Origin of the sequence: Nocardioides szechwanensis (assembly GCF_900103935.1) — a bacterium.
Taxonomy (GTDB): Bacteria; Actinomycetota; Actinomycetes; order Propionibacteriales; family Nocardioidaceae; genus Nocardioides; species Nocardioides szechwanensis.
The window spans coordinates 174,317-196,070 of sequence record NZ_FNIC01000008.1 but is presented as its reverse complement, the minus strand read 5'-3'; the positions used below and the strand labels follow the sequence as shown (position 1 = coordinate 196,070).

The 21,754-nt window shown below is 70.8% G+C and carries 20 protein-coding genes; 16 read left to right on the top strand and 4 right to left on the bottom strand.

Annotated elements, in window-relative coordinates:
- Positions 1-123: 123 nt before the first annotated feature.
- Positions 124-1,452 (bottom strand): MFS transporter, encoded by a 1,329-nt coding sequence (locus tag BLR90_RS18010; RefSeq protein ID WP_342706603.1) that lies wholly within the window; start codon positions 1,450-1,452, stop codon positions 124-126.
- On the opposite strand from BLR90_RS18010, the gene BLR90_RS18005 reads away from it, so the two are divergent.
- From BLR90_RS18005 to BLR90_RS17990, 4 genes are read left to right on the top strand one after another with little or no spacing between them, the layout of a single operon-like run.
- Positions 1,392-3,323: a CASTOR/POLLUX-related putative ion channel gene (locus tag BLR90_RS18005; protein ID WP_091026610.1), complete on the top strand. Its 1,932-nt coding sequence runs from the start codon at positions 1,392-1,394 to the stop codon at positions 3,321-3,323. The genes BLR90_RS18010 and BLR90_RS18005 overlap by 61 nt on opposite strands.
- A gap of 57 nt (positions 3,324-3,380) precedes the next feature.
- Positions 3,381-4,016 carry a DUF6758 family protein gene (locus tag BLR90_RS18000; RefSeq protein WP_091026609.1) on the top strand — a complete coding sequence of 212 codons (636 nt, stop codon included), beginning with the start codon at positions 3,381-3,383 and terminating at the stop codon, positions 4,014-4,016.
- 37 nt (positions 4,017-4,053) lie between these two features.
- A complete protein-coding gene (locus BLR90_RS17995; protein WP_091026608.1) occupies positions 4,054-4,932 on the top strand; it encodes a PHP domain-containing protein in 879 nt (292 codons plus the stop codon).
- Complete coding sequence (locus BLR90_RS17990; RefSeq protein ID WP_091026607.1) at positions 4,929-5,546, top strand: MarC family protein; 618 nt, start codon at positions 4,929-4,931, stop codon at positions 5,544-5,546. Before BLR90_RS17995 ends, BLR90_RS17990 begins: the two co-directional genes overlap by 4 nt.
- A gap of 77 nt (positions 5,547-5,623) precedes the next feature.
- Here BLR90_RS17990 and BLR90_RS17985 read toward each other — a convergent pair whose 3' ends face one another.
- Positions 5,624-6,397 carry an SDR family NAD(P)-dependent oxidoreductase gene (locus BLR90_RS17985; RefSeq protein ID WP_091026606.1) on the bottom strand — a complete coding sequence of 258 codons (774 nt, stop codon included), beginning with the start codon at positions 6,395-6,397 and terminating at the stop codon, positions 5,624-5,626.
- Between the two features lie 62 nt (positions 6,398-6,459).
- Between BLR90_RS17985 and BLR90_RS17980 the strand changes: the two genes are divergently transcribed.
- The 5 genes from BLR90_RS17980 to BLR90_RS17960 all read left to right on the top strand — a co-directional run bounded on the left by BLR90_RS17980 (position 6,460) and on the right by BLR90_RS17960 (position 10,202).
- The gene (locus BLR90_RS17980; protein WP_091026605.1) at positions 6,460-7,254 is read left to right on the top strand and encodes a ParA family protein; all 795 of its coding nucleotides are present in this window, start codon (positions 6,460-6,462) and stop codon (positions 7,252-7,254) included.
- Positions 7,255-7,258: 4 nt separating this feature from the next.
- Entirely contained in the window at positions 7,259-7,969 is a 711-nt protein-coding gene (locus tag BLR90_RS17975) for a L,D-transpeptidase (RefSeq protein WP_091026604.1), read from the top strand.
- A gap of 47 nt (positions 7,970-8,016) precedes the next feature.
- Positions 8,017-8,829 (top strand): polyphosphate kinase 2, encoded by an 813-nt coding sequence (gene ppk2 / locus BLR90_RS17970; protein WP_091026603.1) that lies wholly within the window; start codon positions 8,017-8,019, stop codon positions 8,827-8,829.
- A gap of 4 nt (positions 8,830-8,833) precedes the next feature.
- Entirely contained in the window at positions 8,834-9,526 is a 693-nt protein-coding gene (locus BLR90_RS17965; protein ID WP_091026602.1) for a DUF6989 domain-containing protein, read from the top strand.
- Between the two features lie 142 nt (positions 9,527-9,668).
- Positions 9,669-10,202: a cupin domain-containing protein gene (locus tag BLR90_RS17960; RefSeq protein ID WP_091026601.1), complete on the top strand. Its 534-nt coding sequence runs from the start codon at positions 9,669-9,671 to the stop codon at positions 10,200-10,202.
- Here BLR90_RS17960 and BLR90_RS17955 read toward each other — a convergent pair whose 3' ends face one another.
- Complete coding sequence (locus BLR90_RS17955; RefSeq protein ID WP_091026600.1) at positions 10,203-12,017, bottom strand: helix-turn-helix domain-containing protein; 1,815 nt, start codon at positions 12,015-12,017, stop codon at positions 10,203-10,205.
- A 148-nt stretch (positions 12,018-12,165) separates the two neighbouring features.
- Between BLR90_RS17955 and BLR90_RS17950 the strand changes: the two genes are divergently transcribed.
- The 7 genes from BLR90_RS17950 (at position 12,166) to BLR90_RS17920 (ending at position 20,271) form a co-directional block, all read left to right on the top strand.
- Positions 12,166-13,242 (top strand): sugar ABC transporter substrate-binding protein, encoded by a 1,077-nt coding sequence (locus BLR90_RS17950; protein ID WP_091026599.1) that lies wholly within the window; start codon positions 12,166-12,168, stop codon positions 13,240-13,242.
- A complete protein-coding gene (locus BLR90_RS17945) occupies positions 13,227-14,768 on the top strand; it encodes a sugar ABC transporter ATP-binding protein (RefSeq protein ID WP_091026598.1) in 1,542 nt (513 codons plus the stop codon). The genes BLR90_RS17950 and BLR90_RS17945 overlap by 16 nt, the downstream gene beginning before the upstream one ends.
- Positions 14,765-15,742 (top strand): ABC transporter permease, encoded by a 978-nt coding sequence (locus BLR90_RS17940; protein ID WP_091026597.1) that lies wholly within the window; start codon positions 14,765-14,767, stop codon positions 15,740-15,742. The genes BLR90_RS17945 and BLR90_RS17940 overlap by 4 nt, the downstream gene beginning before the upstream one ends.
- On the top strand, positions 15,739-16,746 hold the full coding sequence (locus tag BLR90_RS17935; RefSeq protein ID WP_091026596.1) for an ABC transporter permease: 1,008 nt from the start codon (positions 15,739-15,741) through the stop codon (positions 16,744-16,746). The genes BLR90_RS17940 and BLR90_RS17935 overlap by 4 nt, the downstream gene beginning before the upstream one ends.
- The gene (locus BLR90_RS17930; RefSeq protein ID WP_091026595.1) at positions 16,746-17,594 is read left to right on the top strand and encodes an SMP-30/gluconolactonase/LRE family protein; all 849 of its coding nucleotides are present in this window, start codon (positions 16,746-16,748) and stop codon (positions 17,592-17,594) included. Before BLR90_RS17935 ends, BLR90_RS17930 begins: the two co-directional genes overlap by 1 nt.
- A gap of 82 nt (positions 17,595-17,676) precedes the next feature.
- On the top strand, positions 17,677-19,338 hold the full coding sequence (locus BLR90_RS17925; protein ID WP_218029443.1) for a long-chain fatty acid--CoA ligase: 1,662 nt from the start codon (positions 17,677-17,679) through the stop codon (positions 19,336-19,338).
- A 183-nt stretch (positions 19,339-19,521) separates the two neighbouring features.
- Positions 19,522-20,271, top strand: a complete 750-nt coding sequence (locus BLR90_RS17920) for a COG1361 family protein (RefSeq protein ID WP_143016259.1) — start codon at positions 19,522-19,524, stop codon at positions 20,269-20,271.
- A 142-nt stretch (positions 20,272-20,413) separates the two neighbouring features.
- On the opposite strand, the gene BLR90_RS17915 is transcribed toward BLR90_RS17920, so the two are convergent.
- Positions 20,414-21,640: an HNH endonuclease signature motif containing protein gene (locus BLR90_RS17915; protein WP_245715380.1), complete on the bottom strand. Its 1,227-nt coding sequence runs from the start codon at positions 21,638-21,640 to the stop codon at positions 20,414-20,416.
- Positions 21,641-21,754: the final 114 nt, after the last annotated feature.

Genomic DNA, 21,754 nt, shown 5'->3' with positions numbered 1-21,754 from the left:
ACGACTTGGGTTCAAGACCCCGGCCGAGGCCCTCGACGAACTACTCTCACAGCCACACGATCCACACGGTGTTGCATCCACCGCTTGAATCCACCAACGCAATCTCGGTCAGTTTCGGGCGGGTCAACGTGTCGACGGCGGTGTGGGGGCCGTGACGGCGGCCGGGGCGAAGGCGCGGGCCAGGGGCAGCAGCGCGAGCACCAGCACCATGGGTACGGCGAACCCGAGCCGCAGGTTGTCCTGGCCGACGGCGCCGGTGAGCACCGCCCCCAGCAGCGCGCCGACGTAGTTGAACTGGTTGAAGCGGCCGATGACGGCGTCGACCCGGGCCTGACGCGACAGCTCGTCGACGCCCTCGCCGGCGATCCGGGCCGCCGCGGAGAAGCTCAGGGGAGCGACGACGGCGACGCCGGCGCCGAGGAGGGTGAAGCCGAGCACGGCCACCGGCCACGAGGGTGCGAGCACGACCACCACGAGCGCCAGACAGGCCACCAGCGCGCCGACGCGGATCACCCGGACGGCGCCGTACGACCGCACGAGGCGGTCGCCGCCGAGGCGCAGCGCCAGGCTGGCGACCAGGTAGGGGAGCGTGGCCAGGGCGACCAGCCCGTCGGGGGTGTCGATGGTCTCGTCGAGGTAGACCGCGCCCCAGGTCTGGGCGGCGGTGTCGACCATGTAGAACACGACCATCCCGAGCCCGACCAGCAGGATCGGGCGCCACGGTACGTCGGTCGGCGCGGCGAGCGGTGGCGCCTCGGCCCGCGCCAGGAACGGCAGGAACAACACGGCCAGCGGCACGGCCACGACGGCCACGCCCGCCTCGACCGGCAGCGCGGAGGTCGCCAGCGTGAGGGCGGCGCCGACGATGCCGCCGAGCGTCCACGCGCCGTGGAACGACGGCAGGATCGGGCGCCCGTAGCCGTGCTCGACGGCGACCGCCTGCATGTTGGTGGTCGCGTCGACCACGCCCAGCGCGACGCCGTACACCGCGAAGCCCGCGACGAACGCGCCGTACACCGGAGCCAGCATCAGCAGCGGTACGGCGGCCACCGTGAGCGCCAGCCCGAGCCGCAGCAGCCAGGCGCTGGAGCGGGTGCGCGCCAGCCGCTCCGAGACCACCGAGCCGACTCCGGCGAGGAGGATCAGCATCAGGAACAGCAGCGAGAGCTCCAGCTCGGAGACGTCCCACTTGTCCTGGTAGTCCGGCAGCCGCGTGGTCAGGCTGATGAAGACCAGGCCCTGGCTGAGGAAGCCGCCGGCGACGGCCAGCCGGGAGGCGCGTAGGTCCACGCGGTGATGGTGGCACGAGTCGCGCCGAAAGCGGTGTCGAAGTCCGGTTTCTACGCGAGTATTCGGTGTCCGGCTGGGGGCCGGCGACGAGGAGGCACGGAATGGCGCGCACGGGACAGCAGCTGCGCATGCGCACGGCGAAGGCGATGGCGAAGGGCGGATCGAGCAACCGCTCGGCCAACGCGCCGAAGTCCGACCTCGGCGACCGGCTGCGCTACCGCTTCGACAACAGCATGTCGCGGGGTACGCCGGCACTCATCGCCTGGCTGACCGCCGTCACGGTGGTGCTGATCGTGGTGTTCTCGGTGTTCACCACCATCTTCGGCCTGCGCCCGGAGTCGGACGCGCCCGACGGCTTCCTGCACGAGATGTTCTACAGCCTGCTCCACGCGCTCGACCCGGGCACGATCGGCGGCGACGACCCCACCTCGTGGCGCTTCGTGCTGACCATGCTTGCCCTGACGATCGCCGGCCTGTTCGTCGTGAGCGCCCTGATCGGCATCATCGCCGCCGGCATCGACACCAAGCTCGCCGACCTGCGCCGCGGCCGCTCGATCGTCCTCGAGAAGGACCACACCGTGATCCTCGGGTGGTCCGACTCGATCTTCACGATCATCAGCGAGCTGACCCTGGCCAACGAGAGCCGGCACAAGCCGGTGATCGTGATCCTCGCCGACCGCGACAAGGTCGACATGGAGGACGACGTCAAGGCCAAGGTGCCCGACCTGCGCGGCACCCGCGTCATCTGCCGCTCCGGCTCGCCGATGGACATCGACGACCTGGCGCTGAGCAGCCACACGACCGCGCGCTCGGTGATCCTGCTCGCCCCCGAGGCCTCCGAGGACCCCGACAGCGAGGTCATCAAGACCCTGCTCGCGCTCACCCACGGCGGCGCCGACGGCCCCAACATCGTGGCCGAGATCCGCAACCCGACCAACCTCGAGGCGGCCCGACTGGTCGGCGCCGACCGGACCGTCCTGCTCGACATCCGCGAGACGGTCGCCAAGCTGGTCGTCCAGACCTCACGCCAGTCCGGCGCCGCCGCGGTCTACACCGAGCTCTTCGACTACGACGGCGACGAGATCTACTTCCTGGAGAAGCACGACCTCGGCGCCGGGACGTACGCCGAGGCGCTGCTCGCCTTCGAGAAGGCCTCGGTGATCGGCCTGATCGAGGACGGCGTACCGACCCTCAACCCGCCCGGAGACTCGGTCGTCGGCAACCGCACCCTGGTCGTCGTCGCCGAGGACGACTCCGGCCTGGAGACCGAGGGCCGGGCCCAGACGCACCCCGACCTCGACGCGCTCGGCACCCAGGTCGCCGGCGAGGAGGCCCCGACCCAGGGGGTCCTGATCGGTTGGAACGAGCGGGCGCCGATCGTGCTGCGCGAGCTCGACCACTACGCGCCGCCGGGCTCCTCGCTGACCGTCGTGACGTCGTTCGGCCAGCCCAACGTGCAGGTGCTCGACAACCTCGCGGTCACCGTCGTGGCGGCCTCGACGACCGACCGCGCGACGCTGGAGACGTATGTCGTCGGCGGGCTCGACCAGGTCATCGTGCTCTGCTACTCCGACCACCTCGAGGTGCAGGCGGCCGACGCTCGCACCCTGGTCACGCTGCTCCACGTGCGCGACATCCTCGGCAGGCTCGACGCGGCCACGCCGGTCGTCACCGAGATGCTCGACGACCGCAACCGGGTGCTGGCGCAGGTGGCCCACGTCGACGACGTGGTGGTCAGCGGCGAGATCGTCAGCCTGCTGGTCACCCAGCTCTCCGAGGACCGCCGGCTCGAGGCGGTCTTCGGCCAGCTGCTCGGCGACCAGGGCAGCGAGATCTACCTGCGGCCCGCCGAGTGGTACGTCCAGCCCGGCCACGAGGTCAGCTACGCCACCGTCGTGGCGGGCGCCTCGGCGCGCGGTGCCACGGCGATCGGCTACAAGTCGGAGACCCTCGGCGTGCTGGTCAACCCGGCCAAGTCGCAGACCTTCGACGTACAGCCGGGCGACCGCGTGGTCGTCCTCGCCGAGAGCTGAGCCGACAAGGGACCTGGGGCCCTTGACGGCGGTCGGCGCCCCGACCACCGTTGAGCCATGTCCCTCACCCCGGGCTGCCCCCGCTGCGCGACGCCGATCGCGCGCGCGGGCGACGCGTGGAGCTGTCCGGGCCACGGGGAGGTGCCCGCGCTGTGGCGCCCACCGGAGGCGTCGTACGACGCGTTCGCCGACCACCTACGTGCCTCCGCAGGCTTCCCCACGCTGGCGCCGTGGCCGCTGGGCCCGGGCTGGAGCGTGACCGACTTCGCGGCGGTGGGGGACGAGCCCCGGAGCACCCGCGCGACCATGACCTGCACGTCTGGCACCAGCGAGCTCGACGGGCCCGTGGACCTGATCGTCGTGAGCGAAGAGCCCGGCACCGGGCTGGGTGCCCGGATCGCCGGCACGGTCCACGACGACCCCGGGGTCGAGATCAGCGAGGGCCCGCCCATGCTCAAGGTGCGCCTGGGCAACCAGCCGGTGCCGCTGTGGGCGGTGTCCACCAGCGGCGCGTCCCGCGAGTGGGACCGGTCCGTGCTGGCCGGCGAGGCCGCCGGGCGGTGGCTGTGGCTGGTGCTGCGCCCGGCCTCGGCGGTGCTGATGCTGGGCGAGGACTGGATCCTCCGCGACATCTCGGCGATGGGACCGCAGCTCCTGGATACCCCCTTCGGAGGGCCAGCACCCCCTTGGTGACTGGGGCCTGAGCGATGCGGGGCCCTAGGCTTCGTGGGTGCGCATCGACCTCCACACCCACTCGCGGGCCAGCGACGGCACGGACACCCCGTCCGGGCTGGTGCGGGCGGCCGCCGAGGCCGGGCTGGACGTCGTCGCGATCACCGACCACGACACCGCCAGCGGCTGGGCCGAGGCGACCGAGGCGGCGCAGCAGCTCGGCATCGACCTGGTGCGTGGCATGGAGATCAGCACCATCCACCTCGGCGTCGGCGTCCACCTGCTGGCCTACCTGCCCGACCACACGCACCCGCCGCTCGACGAGGCCCTGACCAAGGTCCTGGCCGGCCGCAACTCCCGGGTGCCGGCGATGCTGGAGCGGCTGCGCGAGCTCGGGATCGACATCGAGGCCGAGGACGTACGCCGTGTGTCCGACGGCACCGCCGCGACCGGCCGCCCGCACGTGGCCGACACCCTGGTCGAGCTCGGGGTCGTCGACGACCGGACCGACGCGTTCCGGCAGTTCCTCAACCCCGGCCGCCCGGCGTACGTCGACCGCTACGCCGCGCCGCTGCTCGACACCATGCGCGCGGTCATCGACGCGGGCGGTGTCACCGTGATCGCGCACCCGTGGGGCCGGCACGGGCCGGACCAGCCCGACGAGGCCGGCCTGGCCGCGCTCAAGGACGCCGGGCTCGCCGGCATCGAGGTCGACCACCAGGACCACGACGCCGACGACCGGGCCCGGCTGCGGGCGATCGCGCGCAACCTGGGGCTGGTCGTGACCGGCTCCAGCGACTACCACGGGCTCGGCAAGCGCAACCACGACCTGGGCATCAACACCACCGACCCCGACGAGTACGCTCGGCTGATCGAGCTGGCCGCCGCGGCCGCGCAACGCTCGGGCCGCGACACCCCCGACGTGGTGAGCTCATGAGCAGCGTCCTCGACACCGTCCTGCTCGTCGAGGTGTTCGTCACCCTCTTCGTGATCATGGACCCGGTCGGCACCGTGCCGATCTTCCTGTCGCTCACCAGCGGCCGGTCCGCGGCTACCGCGCGGCGCGCGGCCTGGCAGGCGGTGGCGGTCAGCTTCTTCGTGATCACGGTGTTCGCGTTCTTCGGACAGCAGATCCTCGAGTACCTCCACATCTCGCTGCCCGCGCTCCAGTGCGCCGGCGGCCTGCTGCTGCTCCTCGTGGCGCTGGAGCTGTTGACCGGCAACGAGAAAGAGCTCACCGCGCAGAGCGGCACCAACGTGGCGCTGGTCCCGCTGGGCACGCCGCTGCTGGCCGGGCCGGGCGCGATCGTGGCCACGATGCTGTTCACCCGCGAGGTCGACAACGGGCCGGAGTTCGCTGCGGTCGGGCTGGGCGTCGTACTCGTGCACGCGAGCCTGTGGGCCGCGATGCGCTTCTCGCTGCCGATCCTGCGGCTGATCCGCGAGAGCGGCGTGCTCCTCGTGACCCGGATCGCCGGGCTGCTGCTGTCGGCGATCGCGGTGCAGCTGGTCGCCGATGCCGTCCGCGCCTTCATCGCCGGCGAAGGCTGACCCTCTTGACGTTGACCCGCCCGAAACTTTCGGGCGGGTCAACGTGTTCTGGCGTGAGTTTCGGGCGGGGCAACGGGTCAGCGGCGGCCCATCGACTGATAGGCCTGCAGCGCCTTGTTGGGGACGAGCTTGGTGAGCGCGATGACGGTCTTGTACTGCGCGCCCGGGATGGAGTAGATCCGGCCCTTGTCGAAGTCCTTGAGCGCCTTGGCGACCAGGAAGTCGGGGTCGAGCCACATGAAGCCCGGCGCGGAGTCGCGGCCGACGTCCATCCGCTCGTGGAACTCCGTCTTGGTGAAGCCCGGGCACAGCGCCATCACGGTGACGCCCTGGGTGCGGTACTCGTTGGCGGCCCACTCGCTGAAGCTGTTGACCCATGCCTTCGCCGCGGCGTAGGTGCCGCGCGGCAGGAACGCCGCCACGCTCGACACGTTGATCACGCCACCGTGGCCGCGCTCGGCCATCGGGCTCAGTGCGGCGTGGGTGAGCCGGAGCACGGCGGTCACCAGCACCTCGAGCATCTGGGTCTCGGTGTCGGCGTCGTTGTCGAGGAAGCGGCCCTTGAGGCCGAAGCCGGCGTTGTTGACCAGCAGGTCGACCGGGCGGTCGCGCTCGGCGAGCCGCGCCTCGACCAGGCCTAGCTGGTCGCGGTCGGCCAGGTCGGCCGGCAGCACCTCGACCTGCACGCCGTACGACGTGGTCAGCTCGGCCGCCACCGCCGCGAGGCGTTCCTCGTCGCGCGCGACCAGGACCAGGTCGTAGCCGCGTCGCGCCAGCTGGTGGGCGAAGGAGTGGCCGATGCCGGCGGTGGGGCCGGTCACGAGGGCGGTCTTCGTGGGGGTGCTCGACATGGGAGCAGTCAAACAGGTGTGCGTCCCCACCGGCACAGGCGTGTCCGGCATGATGGACCCCGATGAGCACGAAGCGCACCACCACTCTCGCGATCGCCAACCAGAAGGGCGGCGTCGCCAAGACCACGACGGTCGCCTCGATCGGGGCGGCGCTCGTCGAGCTCGGCCACAAGGTGCTGATCGTCGACCTCGACCCCCAGGCCTGCCTGACCTTCTCCCTCGGCATCGACCCCGAGGACCTCGAGCTGTCGGTCCACCACGTGCTGACCAAGGGGCTCGACGCCACCGAGGTCATCATCGAGACCGAGGAGGGCATCGACCTGCTGCCCGCGACCATCGAGCTCGCGCGCGCCGAGGCCGACCTGCTCACCCGCACCGGCCGCGAGCACGTCATCCGCGGCGTCGTCGACGACCTGGCCGAGAAGGGCGACGAGTGGGACTACGACTGGATCCTGCTCGACTGCCCGCCGTCGCTGGGCGTGCTGACCGTGGCCGCCCTCACCGCCGCTGACGGCGTACTCATCCCGCTCCAGTGCGAGACGCTGTCGCACCGCGGGGTGGGGCAGCTGCTCGACACCGTTCACGACGTACGCCGGTTCACCAACAAGGGCCTGGCCGTGTGGGGCGTGCTGCCGACGCTGTACGACGGGCGCACCAACCACTCACGCACGGTGCTCGAGACGATCTCCGAGACCTACGACCTCGAGGTCATCGAGCCGCCGATCCCCAAGACCATCAAGTTCGCCGAGGCCCCCGCGGCCGGGCGCTCCATCCTGGCCACGAGCCGCTCCAGCAAGGGCGCGAAGGCCTACCGCGAAGTGGCCGCCAACCTGGTGACCCGGGCCGGCCGGGGCTGAGCCGGTGGGCCACGAGCTGGTGGGGAGGCACCGCGCCGAGGTCCGGCCGCGCTACGGCCGGATCGCCGTGCTGGGCTCGTCGGTCGCCGTCACCCTGATCGCCGTCCTCGGCGGCACCGGCGCACTTCCGTCCTCCGCCGACTCCTCGCCACGTGGCCCCGTCGGCGAGGTGGCCGCACCGCTCGAGACCCCGTCGAGCACGCCCGACGTCGACACCGAGGACAAGTCGAGCGAGCCGACCACCGAGACCAACCGCCTCACCGCCGAGCAGGTCGCGGCCAACGAGGCCGAGGCGCTACGCAACGACACCTCGCTCCCGGCCGACTCCGGTGAGGGCCGGCGGGTCATCTTCAGCGAGCACCGGCAGCGGGTCTGGCTCGTCAACGACGACGAGGAGGTGGTCCGGACCTACCTGGTCTCCGGCAGCGTCTACGACAACCTCGACCCCGGTACCTTCGAGGTCTACTCCCGATCCGAGGACGCGACCGGCATCGACGACTCGGGCACGATGAAGTACTTCGTCCGCTTCACGCAGGGCGACACCGGCGCGGCGATCGGCTTCCACGACATCCCGATCCTCGACGGCGAGCTCATCCAGCGCTTCCGCGACCTCGGCACCCCGCTCTCGCACGGCTGCATCCGCCAGCGCCGCGCCGACGCCATCGCCCTCTGGAACTTCGCGCCCCTCGGCACCACGGTCGTCGTCACCGTCTGACCGGCCCCGAGGTGACACCGGGGTACGGCGGCCCCGATGATCGACCCATGGCAAAGGACCTGAGCTCGGGGAGCTCGCTCAGCACCAAGGCGTACGAGGCCGAGATGTTCCGGCTCCAGGCCGAGCTGGTGAAGGCCCAGGAGTGGGTGAAGGTCGAGGGCCAGCGCGTCGTCGTGATCTTCGAGGGCCGTGACGCCGCCGGCAAGGGCGGCACGATCAAGCGGATCACCGAGTACCTCAGCCCCCGCAACACCCGGATCGCCGCGCTGCCGATGCCGTCCGAGCGTGAGAAGACTCAGTGGTACTTCCAGCGCTACATCGAGCACCTGCCCGCCGCCGGTGAGATCACCCTGTTCGACCGGTCCTGGTACAACCGCGCCGGCGTCGAGCGGGTGATGGGGTTCTGCACGCCGCACGAGTACCGCCGGTTTCTGCACCAGTGCCCGATCTTCGAGCGGCTGCTCGTCGAGGAGGGGATCATGCTGCGCAAGTACTGGTTCTCCGTCAGCGACTCCGAGCAGCAGCGACGCTTCAAGTCGCGGCTCAACGACCCGATGCGGCAGTGGAAGCTCTCGCCGATGGACCTGGAGTCGATCACCCGCTGGGAGGACTACTCCCGCGCCAAGGACGAGATGATGGTGCACACCGACATCCCCGAGGCGCCGTGGTACGTCGTGGAGTCGGACTCCAAGAAGCGCGCCCGCCTCAACATGATGGCCCACCTGCTCTCCACGATCCCGTACGTCGAGGTGCCCCTGCCTGCTTTGGAGCTCCCCGAGCGTCCCGAGCCACACGGTTACGAGCGGCCGCCCCGCGAGCACACGACGTACGTGCCCGACCACAGCGCCACCCTCGGCTGAACCGGTGGGTGACGTAACCGGGTCCAGCACACGCAGCACCGGCAAGGGCCTCGGGCCGATCCTCGGCGTCCACGCGGCGCTCCTGGTCGGTGGGGCCATCGCGCTGTCGCTCGACCCGCCCGCGCAGGGCTGGGGCGTCTTCCTGTGCGTCGTGGCCTACGTGGCCGCGCTGCTCGGGGTGTGCCGCGCGACCGGCCACGCTGACCTGTTCGCTCTGGCCGGCTTCCTCGCGTTCGTCTCGGTCTTCCAGGTGCTGCCCGACTGGGTGCTTGCTGACCTGGTGGGCACGCTGCGCTTCCCCGACACCGGCGGCCCGCGCGTCGACGACGTGATCCCGCTCGCCATGGCCGCGATGTGGGTCGCCCCGTTGTTCGCCGCGGTCGCCCTTTGCGGCGGCCGGCCCTGGCGCGCGGCCCTCTTGTCGGCCGTGATCTTCCTCGGCGCCGAGCTCCTCGCCCCCACGCTGGGCCTCTGGGAGCCCACCGGCGACACGCACCGCCTGCTCGGCGTCGCGGTGTACGTCGTACCGGCAGAGGCCGCCCTCGGCTGGGCCGCGGCCACCGCGTTCGCCCACGTCCGGCACAGCGCGATCCCGGCCCGCGTCGGCGCCGCGCTGGCCGTGTCGACGTTCTACCTCGGCGCGCTCGTGCTGGCGCACTTCCTGATCGATGTCGCGGGCTGGAGCCTCACCACCTGAACCGCTCGGACCTCGACCACCGTCCGGAGTGTGCACTTTCCACACCCGGCCACGATCCGCGGTGGCGCGAACCCACCTCGCGCCATGACCCGACCGCCCCTACCGTGAGGCGGCACGGCGCCGCCCACCAGAGAAGGACGACATGACCATCGAGCCCCATCTCATCGTCACGGGACACAGCCCCACCGGCGACGCGACGTTCGTCGCCGACGGCCGTCCCGACCCGATCACCGTGGGCGCCCTGCCCGGCGCGGAGTTCTACCTGATGTGGGGGACCGCCGACGGCACTCCCACGGTTGGGGACAACCCAGAGCCCGTCACCCGGCCCTACTTCCCGGGCGTCGGTGGCAGCCGGGTCATCTTCCTGCGCTGGGCGCCCCACTCCCACGAGCCCGAGCCGGAGCGCGACACCCAGCAGGAGGCCGACGAGGTGGCGGAGAAGCTGCCCGGGCTCCTCGACCCCTTCGACGGCGAGGGCAGCATGCATACGACCGACACCGTCGACTACGCGATCTGCCTCGAGGGCGAGCTGGTGCTCACGCTCGACAACGACGAGGAGGTCACGCTCCGCCCGGGCACCATGGTGGTCCAGAACGGCACCCGCCATGCCTGGGAGAACCGCAGCGACCAGCCGGCGCTGATGTGCTACGTCCAGATCGGCGCCAAGCGCGTCTGATCACTCCACGTGCGCCGGGCTCCCCGACGCGAGCTCGTGCAGCCGGCACGCCAGGTTGATCCGCAGCGAGTCCGACGTACGCCACGCCTCGCCGAGCAGCGCGGTGATCCGGTCCAGCCGCTTCATCAACGTGTTGAGGTGGACGTGCAGTGCCCGGGCCGTCTGGGCGACGTTGCCCTGGTTGGCGAAGTACGCCGTGGCGGTCCGCGCCAGCTCGGTCGACCGGTGGGCGTCGTAGGCGAGCAGCGGCCCGATCGAGCTGTCCAAGAAGTGCTCGAGATCGCCGACCCGGTCGGAGTCGAACAGCAGCGAGAAGGGGGCGAACTGGCTCGTCATCGCACCCGAGTCTGAATGGCCGAGCGCCGCGGCCAGGGCGCAGCAGCGGCTGGCGGTGGGGAAGGCGCGGGCCCAGTCGGTGCCCTGCACCCGCTCGCCGATGATTGTCACGGGCCGGCCGAGCTGGCGGCGTACGACCTGGTGCGCGTCGGTCACCGCCGCATGGGGGTCATCGACGTGCACGATCATCGTGGCGCGCCCGAGGTACTCACCCGCCAGGCCGGCGTGCCGGCTCGCGTAGGCGTGCAGGGTGCGGGTCAGGGCGCTGGTCGGCACGGTCGCGGACTCGGCGACCACGAGCAGGTTGAGTGAGTCGACGTCGATCCCGCGCGCACGGGTGCGGGAGCGCTGCGTGCGGCTGACGGCCGGGCTCGACACGAGGAGCTCGGTCAGCAGCTCACCGCTGAGGCGCTCGGCCGCGTCGGCGATCGCGTTCTCCTTCAGCGTCATGAGCCCGACGATGTGCGAGGCCCGCTCGAGCATCCGCTGGTCCGCGGGCGCGGGAGCGCTCGGCCGCGTCCAGACGAGGGCGCCGAGGTAGGTCTCACCCGCCTGGACCGCCGCGACGCTGTGCGTGGTGCCGCTGTCGTCGGTGGCGGTCGCGCTGCGCCCGGTGCCACGCGCGCTCACCAGGGCCGCCGCGATCGTCGACGGCGCAGTGCGCTCGCCGTCGGCGTCGTCCGGGAAGGGCGAGTCGGCGCCGGCGTAAGCGATCGGCAGGTCGTCGCGTCCCAGGACAGTGACCGCGCCGCCGAGCTGCTCGACGAGCTGGCCGGCGACCTGCTCCGGCCCGCCTCCGGTCAGCACGAGATGGGTGAGCGCCTCGTGCACCGACTGCGCCCGCTCCATCGTCGCGACGTGTTCCTCGATGACCTGGTAGGCCGACTGGAGGTCGTGGAGCGCGGAGCGGCTCTCGTTGTAGAGACGGGCGTTGTCGAGGGCGACCGCCGCGTGGTTGGCGAACGCGCTGAAGAGCGCGATCTCCTCGGAGTCGAAGTCACGCTCGGACCGGTCCGCGGCGAACAGCGCACCGATGGCCTTGTCGCGCACCAGCAGGGGTACGCCGAGCAGCGCGACCATGCCCTCGCGGACGACGAGCAGGTCGAAGTCGGCGTCGTGCGCGAGCTCATGGGCCTCGAGGTAGTTGCGCACCCACACGGGCGTCTTCTGCCCGATCACCTGACCGCCGAGGCCGGAGTTGGGGGGTACGCCGGCGGCGCGGAAGTCGGCCGAGATGGTGCCCTCGCATGCGCCCACCCGGAGCTCCCCGTTGGGGCCGAGCAGCGACAGGTAGGTGAAGTCGGTGCCGATCAGCTCGTGGGCGTGCCGCACGATCGACTGGAGCACGTCGTCGAGCTCGCCGAGCGCGGTCAGCGACCGCGCCGTGGCGTACAGCGAGGCCAGCTCCCGCTCGCGGCGCAGGTGGTAGCCGCGCGACGCCTCGGCGTCGGCGGCGGGTGCGGACGGCTGCGACGACATGCCTCCCCTTCCTCGGGGAGTGTGCACAACACACCCCGGAGTCGGTCGAAGAGTAGGTGATTTCCACCTCTCGCGGGGCCGAACATCCCTCATAACGTGACGCCCGTTACGTGGCGCCCGCCACACCATCACATCCTGAGGAGCACCCATGAGACACGCAGGACGACGCTGGCGGCACATCGGACGGGGGACCGCCAGCACCGGCAGCCGTACAGGGTCCCGCCTGGCACTCGCCGGCGCTCTCATGGCCGTGACCGCGCTCGGCGCGGCCTGTGGCGGCGACGACGGCGGCAGCGGTGACGGGGGCGACGGCGGCGAGGACGGCTCGGCCTCGGGCAAGACCATCGCCTTCGTCGGCTACGGCGACACCAACCAGTGGGCAGCCCACTTCAACCAGGTGTTCGGCGACGCGCTCGACGCCGAGGGCGTGGAGGTCCAAGACCTGACCACGATGGACCCGGCGACCGCTGTCACCAACTTCAACCAGGCCATCGCCGGCAGCCCCGACCTGATCGTGACCGCGCTGCTCGACACCACCGCGATGGTCGTGCCGATCCAGAAGGCCGAGCAGGCCGGCATCCCGGTGCTCGTCTTCGACGGCCGGCCCGACCCGGCCGTCGAGGACGCCGTGATGCAGGTGCTCAGCGACAACGTCTCGCTCGGCAAGTTCGCGGCGCAGAACATCATCGAGGGCCTCAAGGCGCAGGGTAAGGACTCCGGTAACGTCATCGTCATCACCGGCACCGCCTCGTCCTTGGTGACCCAGGACCGCATGGACGGCTTCAACGAGGAGATGGCCGCGGCCCCGCAGTACAAGGTCATCGAGATCGAGGACGGCAACTGGGACCCGACCCTGTCCGGCCAGCTCGCCACCCAGCTCCTCGCCAAGCACGGCTGCGACGGCGTCCAGGCGGCGTACGGCATGGCCGACTACATGGCGCTGCCGGTCATCGCGGCCGCCAAGCAGGCCGGGTGCGAGGTCGCGGGAGCCAACGGCCTGGTCGTGACGAGCAGCAACTGCTTCAAGGCCGGCATCGACGCGATCAAGGAAGGCTCGCTCTACGGGACCGCGACCGAGGACCCCGGCACCATCGCCGAGGCCACCGCTGACTACATCGTGAGGTTCCTCAGCGGCGAGGAGCCGCCGCAGGTCGAGACGGTCCCGTCGGACCGGGTCACCGCCGACAACGTCTCGGAGTTCGCGGAGCAATGCAGCCACGCCTGACCCCAGGCAACGTCCCTCCAGCCGGACCCGAGCTGGTCCGGCTGGAGGGGCTGCGCAGGACGTACGGCGACACCGTCGCGGTCCGCGGCGCCGACCTGGTGCTGCGCAGGGGCGAGGTCCACGCGTTGTGCGGGCACAACGGCGCGGGCAAGAGCACCGTCGTACGGATGCTGTCCGGCCAGGAGACCCCTGACGCCGGCACCATCACGATCGCAGGGGAGCAGGTCCGGCTGCGCAACCGGCGCAGCGCGCAGGCGGCCGGCGTCGCGCTGGTCGACCAGGAGCTCAGCGTCGTGCCGGCCCTGACCGTCGCGGAGAACCTCGTCCTCGGCGACCAGGCCGCCGGCTGGCTCTACCGCCGGCGCCAGGTCCGCTCGCGGGCACGCAAGATGCTCGACGAGCTCGGCCTCGACCACATCGACCCCTACCAGCAGCTGTCCACGCTCGGGCTCGGCGAGCGGCAGCTGGTCGAGATCGCCCGGGCCTTCGGCCAGCACGCCCAGGTCGTCATCCTCGACGAGCCGACCGCCACCCTCAGCGACGTCGAGAGCGAGCGCGTCTACGACGCCGTACGGCGAGTGGCCGCCGCCGGGAGCGCCGTGCTGTTCGTGTCGCACCGCCTCGGTGAGGTCCTGGAGCTGTGTGACCGGGTGACCGTGATGCGCGACGGCGCGGTTGTGGCCGACGTGGCGTCGGCCGACCTCACCGTCAACGCGCTGATCCGGCACATGCTCGGCGAGGCCCCCACCACCCTCGACAAGCAGCCGGCCGCCGACGGCGAGATCGCGCTGCGACTTATCGACGTCGCGGTGCCGCACCGCTTCGAGAGCCTGAGCCTCGACGCGCGGGCGGGGACCGTCTACGCGTTCGCCGGGCAGGTGGGCTCGGGCGCCGCCGACGTGCTCCGCGCCGTCGCCGGCCTCGAGCCGTCGCTGCGCGGCCGGGTCTCCTTGGGGGGCCGCCGGGTCTCGTCCGGCAGCCCGGCCTCGGCCGCGCGCGCGGGCATCGCGTTCGCGTCCGGCGACCGCAAGTCCGAGGGCCTCTTCCTCAGCCGCTCCGTGGGCGTCAACCTGCTGGCGACCCGGATCCCCGACCTCGCCACGGGAGGGCTGGTGCGCCGCGGCCGCTGGCGCCGTACCCAGCAGCAGGTCGCCGCCGAGTGCGGCATCGACGCGCCGCTGGCGACCCGGGTCGGCGACCTCAGCGGTGGCAACCAGCAGAAGGTCTTCGTCGGCCGCGCCCTCGGCCGCTCCGACGTCAAGGTCCTGATCCTCGACGAGCCGACCCGCGGCGTCGACGTCGGCGGCCGCGCCAACATCCACCAACTCGTACGGCGCGCAGCCGAGGACGGCCTCGTCGTACTGTTCGCCTCCACCGAGCTCGACGAGCTCCTCGACCTCGCCGACGTCGTGGTCACGATGCACAAGGGACGGGTCGTCGCCCAGCACCGCGGCGAGGTCTCCGACGACACGCTGCTCTACGAGATGACCCACGGCACGAGCGCCATGGTCGGAGGTCGGCAGTGAGCGCCACGCAGACGCCTCTCGCTCTCCAGCGGACCCACGTGAAGCGCGGCCGTCGCCTCACCTGGAACGACTCCGTTGCGCTCGTCGTCATCGCGGCCCTGCTTGTGCTCGGCGCCGCGACGCCCCGGTTCTTCAGCTACGACAACGCGCGCGCGATCCTCACCTCCGCCAGCCTGGTCGGCATCGCCGCCCTCGGCCTGACGCTGATGGTCATCGTCGGTACGTCGGTCTCGCTGGCCGTCTCGCAGACCGCGTCGGTGTGCGCCATGGTCTTCCTGGCCACCCAGTCGTGGGGGCTGGTCGGCGCACTGGTCGCCGCTGTGGCCGCGGGTGCCGCGGCGACCGCGATCCAGGGGATGGTCGTCGGCTACGGCGAGGCCAACCCGATCGTGCTGACGATCGCGGCCAGCTTCGCACTGACCGGCATCGCGACCTGGGCCACGGGCGGGCTGTCAGTCGCGCCGAGCGGCAAGGACTACGTCCACCTCAACGCCACCCCGGCCGGGATCGCCCTCAGCGTCTACGTCCTGGTCGGCCTGACCGTGGTCGTGGAGCTCGCGCTGCGGCACACCACCTGGGGCCGGACGCTCTACCTGACCGGCGAGAACCGCGTGGCCGCCCGGGCCGCCGGGCTCCCCGTCGGTCGCACCATCACCCTTGCCTGGCTGGGCGCTGGCGGGCTGATCGCGGTCGCCGCGGCGTTTAGCGGCGCGTTCAACACCACCGCCAACGTCAACACCGGCGGCACCCTGACCTTTGACGCGATCGCGGCGGTCCTCGCCGGCGGCACCGCGATCACCGGCGGCAGCGGCTCGGCCGTGCGCACCCTGATCGGTGCCGTGCTGATCGCCGCCGTCGCGGACATCCTGCTGCTGCGGGGCTACAGCACCGGCGTGCAGATCGCAGTCAAGGGCCTGATCGTCCTGCTGGTCGTCGTGGTCATCCACCTGCGGTCGCGGGAGGGGGTCCGATGAGGCGCTGGCACCAGATCCACCGGATCTTCCTCAGCCGCCCCGAGCGGCTGCTCCCGACGAGCGCGCTGGGCATCACCCTGCTGGCGTTCATCGCGCTGCCGTCGTACTCCGACGCGGAGCTGACCAGCTTCGACACCTACAACGCCCTCCAGGTCTTCGCGCGCCTGGCGCCGCTGGTGCTCGGCCTCGGTCTCACGATGCTCGCCGGCGAGTTCGACCTGTCCGTCGTCGGCACCTACGCGCTCGGCGGCATGCTCGCCGTCCAGTACGGCGGCACCGACTGGAAGCTCGGCATCGCAGCCGCGCTCGGAGCCGGAGTCGTCATCGGCCTCACGCAAGGGACGATCATCGCGCGCCTCGGCGTACCGTCCATGCCGGTGACGCTCGCGACCTACATCGCGCTGCTCGGGCTGACCAACGCGTTGTCCGGCGGGCTGAGCAAGTCGTATGCGAACCCGGACGTGACGCTCTGGCTCGACAAGCCGGTGTCCGAGGTCTTCTCGCCGCGCAGCCTGATGACGATCGCCGCCTTCGTGGTCATCGGGAGCATCCTCGGCTTCTCCCGTTGGGGCCGCGAGGTCCGCGCCATCGGGTCCGACCGGCGCGCGAGCCGGGTCTCCGGCGTCCAGTCCGACCGCGTCCTGATCGGGCTGTTCGTCACCTCCGCGGTCCTGGCCGCCACCTCCGGGGCGCTGCTCAACTACAGCCTCGGCGCCGCCAACCCGGACCCCGGCGTGCAGCCGCTGATCCTCGCCGCCGCTGGTGCCCTGCTCGGCGGGGTCTCGCTGTCGGGAGGGCACGGCAGCGTCGCCGGGCTGCTGGCCGGAGCGCTCACGGTGGCGTTCCTCGCCCAGATCGTCACCGCGGCACAGCTGCCGACCTACACGGCACAGTTGTTCTACGCCGGGCTGCTCGCGCTGATCGTGGTCGTGGACGCACCCGGCCTCCAACGGGCCTGGACCCGCGGGACGATCCGGATCACTTCGAGAAAGGTACTCACCTGATGTCGCTCACCACCTTGTACGACGGACTCCGGTTTCCCGAGGGTGCCCGCTGGCACGACGGCCGGCTGTGGTTCTCCGACATGCACACCGGTGAGATCTTCCGCGCCTTCCCCGACTCCGACGAGCTGCCCGAGGTCGTGACCACGATCGACGACCAGCCCTCGGGCCTGGCCTGGCTGCCCGACGGCACCCTGCTGATCAGCTCGATGCTGAAGCGGGTCGTGCTTCGCGACGACCTCAAGGGTGACCAGTCCGTCTACGCCGACCTGTCCGGGCTGACCGACGCCCCGATCAACGACATGGTCATGGACACCACCGGCACCCTCTACCTCGGCGGCTTCGGCTACGACCTCTACGCCGACGCCCCCATGCAGCAGGGCCCTGTCTTCGCGATCACCGGGCCGGGGGAGGCCTCCGTCGTCGAGTCGGACATGACGTTCCCCAACGGCTCCGTCATCCTCCCCGCCACGCGGACCCTGGTCGTCGCGGAGACCTGGGGTGCGCGGCTGACGGCGTTCGACATCAACCCCGACGGGTCGCTGGGCAACAAGCGGGTCTGGGCCGAGCTCCCCGAGGGCAGCACCCCCGACGGCCTCGCCGTCGACGCCGAGGGCGGCGTCTGGGTCTCGTGCATCACCAACGAGCGCTACCTCCGCGTCGTCGCGGGCGGCGAGGTCACCGACGTCGTCGACGTACCCGGACGATGCCCGGCCGACTGCGTGCTCGGCGGCCCCGACGGGCGCAGCCTCTTCCTCGTCACCTCCAACAGCTGGATGCCGGCCGAGACGGAGATCCGCGACGGCCGCGTCGAGGTGGTCCAGGTCAAGGTCCCGGGGCCGCCGGGGTAGCCACCACCTCACCCCCTCCCCGCACTCACGCCGCAGCGAGCACGGCTCGTTGGCGGCTCCTCGAACCAGCCCAGGAGCAGACATGACTGACCGGCCACGCGCTCTGCAGAGCCCCGAGGCGGGCGAGACCGTGACCGGCCTGATGCAGCCCCGACCGCTGACGATCGCGCACATCCTCGACCGGCTCGAGCGGCAGTTCGCGCACAAGACCGTGGCCACCGCCGACGCCGAGCGCACGACGTACGGCGAGTTGGCCGACCACTGTCGGCGGCTTGCGACCGTCTTCGACGAGCTGGGAGTCCCCACCAGCGCCCGGGTCGCGACCTTCGCCAGCAACAACCGCCGCCACCTCGAGGTCTACCTCGCCGTACCCGCCACCAAGCGGGTCCTGCACACCGTCAACATCCGGCTGGCCGCCGAGCACCTGGACTACATCGTCAACCACGCCGGGGACGACGTCGTATTCGTCGACCAGGCGCTGCTGCCGCGGATCTGGCCGCGCGCCGACCGGATGCCCAGCGTCCGGCACTGGGTCGTGCTGCCCGACGACTCGGGGGAGGAGATCCCGCAGGACCCACGGATCCTCGAGTACGACGCCCTGCTGGCCGCCGCCGTACCTGCAACCGGCTCGTTGGAGGACGCCTTCTCGCTCGCGGATGAGAACCTCGCCGCCGGCCTCTGCTACACCTCCGGCACCACCGGGCCGCCGAAGGGCGTCGTCTACAGCCACCGTTCCACCGTGCTGCACACCCTGGGCACCCTCGCCGCCGGTCTCCTCGGGGTCACCGAGTCCGACGTCGTGATGCCGATCGTCCCGATGTTCCACGCCAACGCGTGGGGGCTGCCCTACGGCGCGCTGATGGCCGGCGCCTCCCTCGTACTCCCCGGCCCGTCGACCGACGGCACCCACCTGGCCGGGCTGATGGAACGCGAACGGGTCACCCTCGCCGGCGCCGTACCCACCGTATGGACCGACCTCCTGCCCGCCCTGCCCGGCCGCGACCTCTCCTCAGTGCGGTTGCTCCTCGGCGGCGGCTCCGCCATCTCGGCCACTCTCTCCGAGGCCTACCGCTCGATCATCGGCGTACCCATCACGCACTCCTGGGGCATGACCGAGGTCAGCCCGGTCGGCTGCATCGGCGGCACCAAGACGCAGCACGCTGATCTCTCGCCCGACGACCAGGTCGCCGTCCGCGCCGCCCAAGGACAGCCGGTCCCGCTCGTGCGGCTGCGGATCGTCGACACGACCGACGGTCACGAGCTGCCCCACGACGGCCGCTCCATCGGAGAGCTCCAGGTCTGCGGCCCCTGGGTCGCCAGTGGCTACTTCCGCAACGAGTCAGCCGACAGCTTCACCGACGACGGCTGGCTGCGGACCGGCGACCTGACCACCATCGACCAGGAGGGCTACCTGCGGATCGTCGACCGGATGAAGGACCTGATCAAGTCCGGGGGAGAGTGGATCTCCTCGGTCGAGCTCGAGTCCGCCATCGCCTCCCACGCGGACGTCCTCGAGGTCGCGGTCATCGCCCGCCCCGACCCCCGCTGGGGCGAGCGCCCCGTCGCGTACGTCGTACTCCGCGACGCCAGCACCACCACCTCCGCCGACCTCCTCACCCACATCACCCCCACCGTGGCGAAGTGGTGGCTCCCCGACGAGTTCGTCTTCATGACCACGCTCCCCAAGACCGGCTCCGGCAAGCTCGCCAAGAGCGCGCTGCGTGAGGCCGCCCGCATCGCATAGCGATCTGGACCCGGCACCAGGCCCACCATCACCGGACGTTGGGCCTGTCGCAGCAGCGTTGTTCGGTTCGGATTCCCACGACCTTCCGCCCAGCTAGGCGCTGGGTTCATCGACCCTGCGAGACCCTGCACTCGCCCAGATGATGGCCGCTAGGGAGGGTTGCCCGCGAACTATGCTTCGCCAGTGAATCTGAGTCAGTGGGGTGCCGACGAGTGGGCTGCGTTTGGACAGGTCGGCGCCCTGGTTGTCGCAGTTGTTGCTGGTCCAGCCGTATGGATACAGGTAAGGCAGGGCAGACACGCTCGGGAGGATCAAGCTCGCATTCGCGAGGATCAGAGTCGCCCCTATGTGATTGTGGACTTCGAGTCCAAGGGCTGGTGGCTTGATCTCGTCATCAAGAACATCGGGAGCACTCCCGCTCGCGACGTGCGGATCACCTTCGATAAGGCGTTGGTCGTACCCGGGAACGCTAGGCAGCTGGGAGACCTGGATATCTTCAAGCAACCAATTCCAATGATCGCACCGGGCCGAGCAATCCGACTCAGGTTCGGGGCTGGCCCTGACTTCTTCAAGCCTGAAGCAGCCGGAGTCCCACTGAGCTATGAAGCGACGGTCGCCTACACCGACCTCGCCGGCGAGAAGTCGTACAACGATCCTCCGCTGCTGCTGGACGTCAAGTCGCTGCAGAACACCATTGCCGGGGCCGATCATCTGTCCGACCTGTCTTCCTCTATCAAAGAAATCCAAAAGACGCTCAAGGGTTGGAGCGGTCCCGGGGCTCTGGAGGTGCTTGCTACCGACGGGGACAAGCGACAGCGGGCGCAGAACCGGCTTGACCATCGCTGGGACCTGCGTCACTCGTTTCAGGAGCGTGGTCTACGCGGGGTTCTCAGGTTTGAGTGGTCGAGGCTTCGGCGACGCCTGCGTGACTGACTCCGCATAGACCGCACTCGAGATTGACCCCGGAGCGGTGTCGGGGCGACCTGTCCTACTCCGCAGCCAAAGGGACAAGCAGGATGGCTTCTGGGCGCTTCGAATGGGTCCCTAGGGACTCAGCCGAGGCTTGGATTCGGTGCTATTCGCGCCGGTTGAAGCTGATCTTGCCGCCGGGGTGGTGGGTGAGCTCGTAGTCGTCGTGGTGGGCCAGGGTGTGATGTCGGGGGCACAGGAGCACGCCGTCCTTGACGGATGTGCCGCCGCCCTGGCTCCAGGGGGTGAGGTGGTGGGCGTGACAGGCCGAGGTCGGACGCTCACAGCCCATCGCGGCGCAGCCCTTGTCGCGGACCGCCATCGCGATCCGTTGTGCCTTGGTGTGGAAGCGGCGTCTGCGGCCGACATCGAGGACCTCGGACCTCCCACCGAGGACGACGGGGATGATCCCGGCCTCACACGCCAGCCTCCTCGCGAGGCCGGGACTGATCATGGTCCCGGTGTCGAGCTGAGCGGCTTTCAGCCCACCCATCAACGTCTCGAGGGTCATCGTGACCACCACCGTCGCGGACACACCGCCCGCGGCGGGAAGGTTGTCGGTCGGGTAGCGGCGGATGTACTCGGCGAACGCCAACCCCATGCCATGCGGCGACAGCCCTTCGCCGCCGGCCTTCGGTGAAGCCAGGGCGTGGAGTGCTTTGCGGAACATGCCGGCGATGTGGTCGGGCAGGGTGAACCGGCCGTGGGTCTGCCCGTGGCCGTCATCCTGCATCGACAACCGCGCCTTCGCCTCGGCGTCGCGTTCTTCCTTGGCGAGCTGCTTGGCCTCCTCGGCCTCCCCGACCTCCGGGGCCACCACGTCGAGGATCCGGCGGCCCTGGATCCGCAACGCCCTCGCGTCGTAGTGCGCCGCAGCACCCAACAGGTAGTCACGAGCCTGCGACCTCACCTCAGGCTGAATGGTGTCGGGCAACGCGGCCACCGCGTCGGTGATCACCCGGGCCTGGTCAACCAGCACATCCCCCCGCGCGAGGGCCTCACCCACCGGCCCGTGGGCCTCCAACGCCTTCGCGAGCTTGACCTTGCGGTGCGCCTCAGCCTGCGTCATCCGGGTCTGGTTGGCCCACCGCACCCCCACCGACGTCGCACCCGACGCCTCGCCCACCCGGTTGCGGTCCGCATGCGCGGCGACCTTCAGCTCCAAGGCGCTGAGTCGCGCGAGGAGCCGGGTTGCTTGGACCAGCGTGTGGCGGGTCTCGTCGTCGTCCATCGACCACATCGGGCGGCCGGTGATGTCATCGAGCTCGTCGTGCATGCGCGCCACGAACGAGGCGACCGGGTGCCTCGGAGTGTGGTTGGCGCTGATGCTCATGAGACCTACTCAAGCACCCGGCGCCGACAGTCGAAGGCCTCAGAACCCCTTGTCCACAGGCGTTCTCACCACTTTCTGAGACTTTACCTTCGCGTGCGGTGTCCGCAGCCGGTG

Bases quoted from the DNA above. Each gene is read 5' to 3' on its own strand.
- BLR90_RS17990 (WP_091026607.1), top strand. From the start codon at position 4,929: ATGAGCAGCGTCCTCGACACCGTCCTGCTCGTCGAGGTGTTCGTCACC.
- BLR90_RS17980 (WP_091026605.1), top strand. From the start codon at position 6,460: ATGAGCACGAAGCGCACCACCACTCTCGCGATCGCCAACCAGAAGGGC.
- BLR90_RS17955 (WP_091026600.1), bottom strand. From the start codon at position 12,017: ATGTCGTCGCAGCCGTCCGCACCCGCCGCCGACGCCGAGGCGTCGCGC.
- BLR90_RS17985 (WP_091026606.1), bottom strand. From the start codon at position 6,397: ATGTCGAGCACCCCCACGAAGACCGCCCTCGTGACCGGCCCCACCGCC.
- BLR90_RS18005 (WP_091026610.1), top strand. From the start codon at position 1,392: ATGGCGCGCACGGGACAGCAGCTGCGCATGCGCACGGCGAAGGCGATG.
- BLR90_RS17950 (WP_091026599.1), top strand. From the start codon at position 12,166: ATGAGACACGCAGGACGACGCTGGCGGCACATCGGACGGGGGACCGCC.
- BLR90_RS18000 (WP_091026609.1), top strand. From the start codon at position 3,381: ATGTCCCTCACCCCGGGCTGCCCCCGCTGCGCGACGCCGATCGCGCGC.
- BLR90_RS17960 (WP_091026601.1), top strand. From the start codon at position 9,669: ATGACCATCGAGCCCCATCTCATCGTCACGGGACACAGCCCCACCGGC.
- BLR90_RS17915 (WP_245715380.1), bottom strand. From the start codon at position 21,640: ATGAGCATCAGCGCCAACCACACTCCGAGGCACCCGGTCGCCTCGTTC.
- BLR90_RS17925 (WP_218029443.1), top strand. From the start codon at position 17,677: ATGACTGACCGGCCACGCGCTCTGCAGAGCCCCGAGGCGGGCGAGACC.
- BLR90_RS17945 (WP_091026598.1), top strand. From the start codon at position 13,227: ATGCAGCCACGCCTGACCCCAGGCAACGTCCCTCCAGCCGGACCCGAG.
- BLR90_RS17935 (WP_091026596.1), top strand. From the start codon at position 15,739: ATGAGGCGCTGGCACCAGATCCACCGGATCTTCCTCAGCCGCCCCGAG.
- ppk2 (WP_091026603.1), top strand. From the start codon at position 8,017: ATGGCAAAGGACCTGAGCTCGGGGAGCTCGCTCAGCACCAAGGCGTAC.
- BLR90_RS17930 (WP_091026595.1), top strand. From the start codon at position 16,746: ATGTCGCTCACCACCTTGTACGACGGACTCCGGTTTCCCGAGGGTGCC.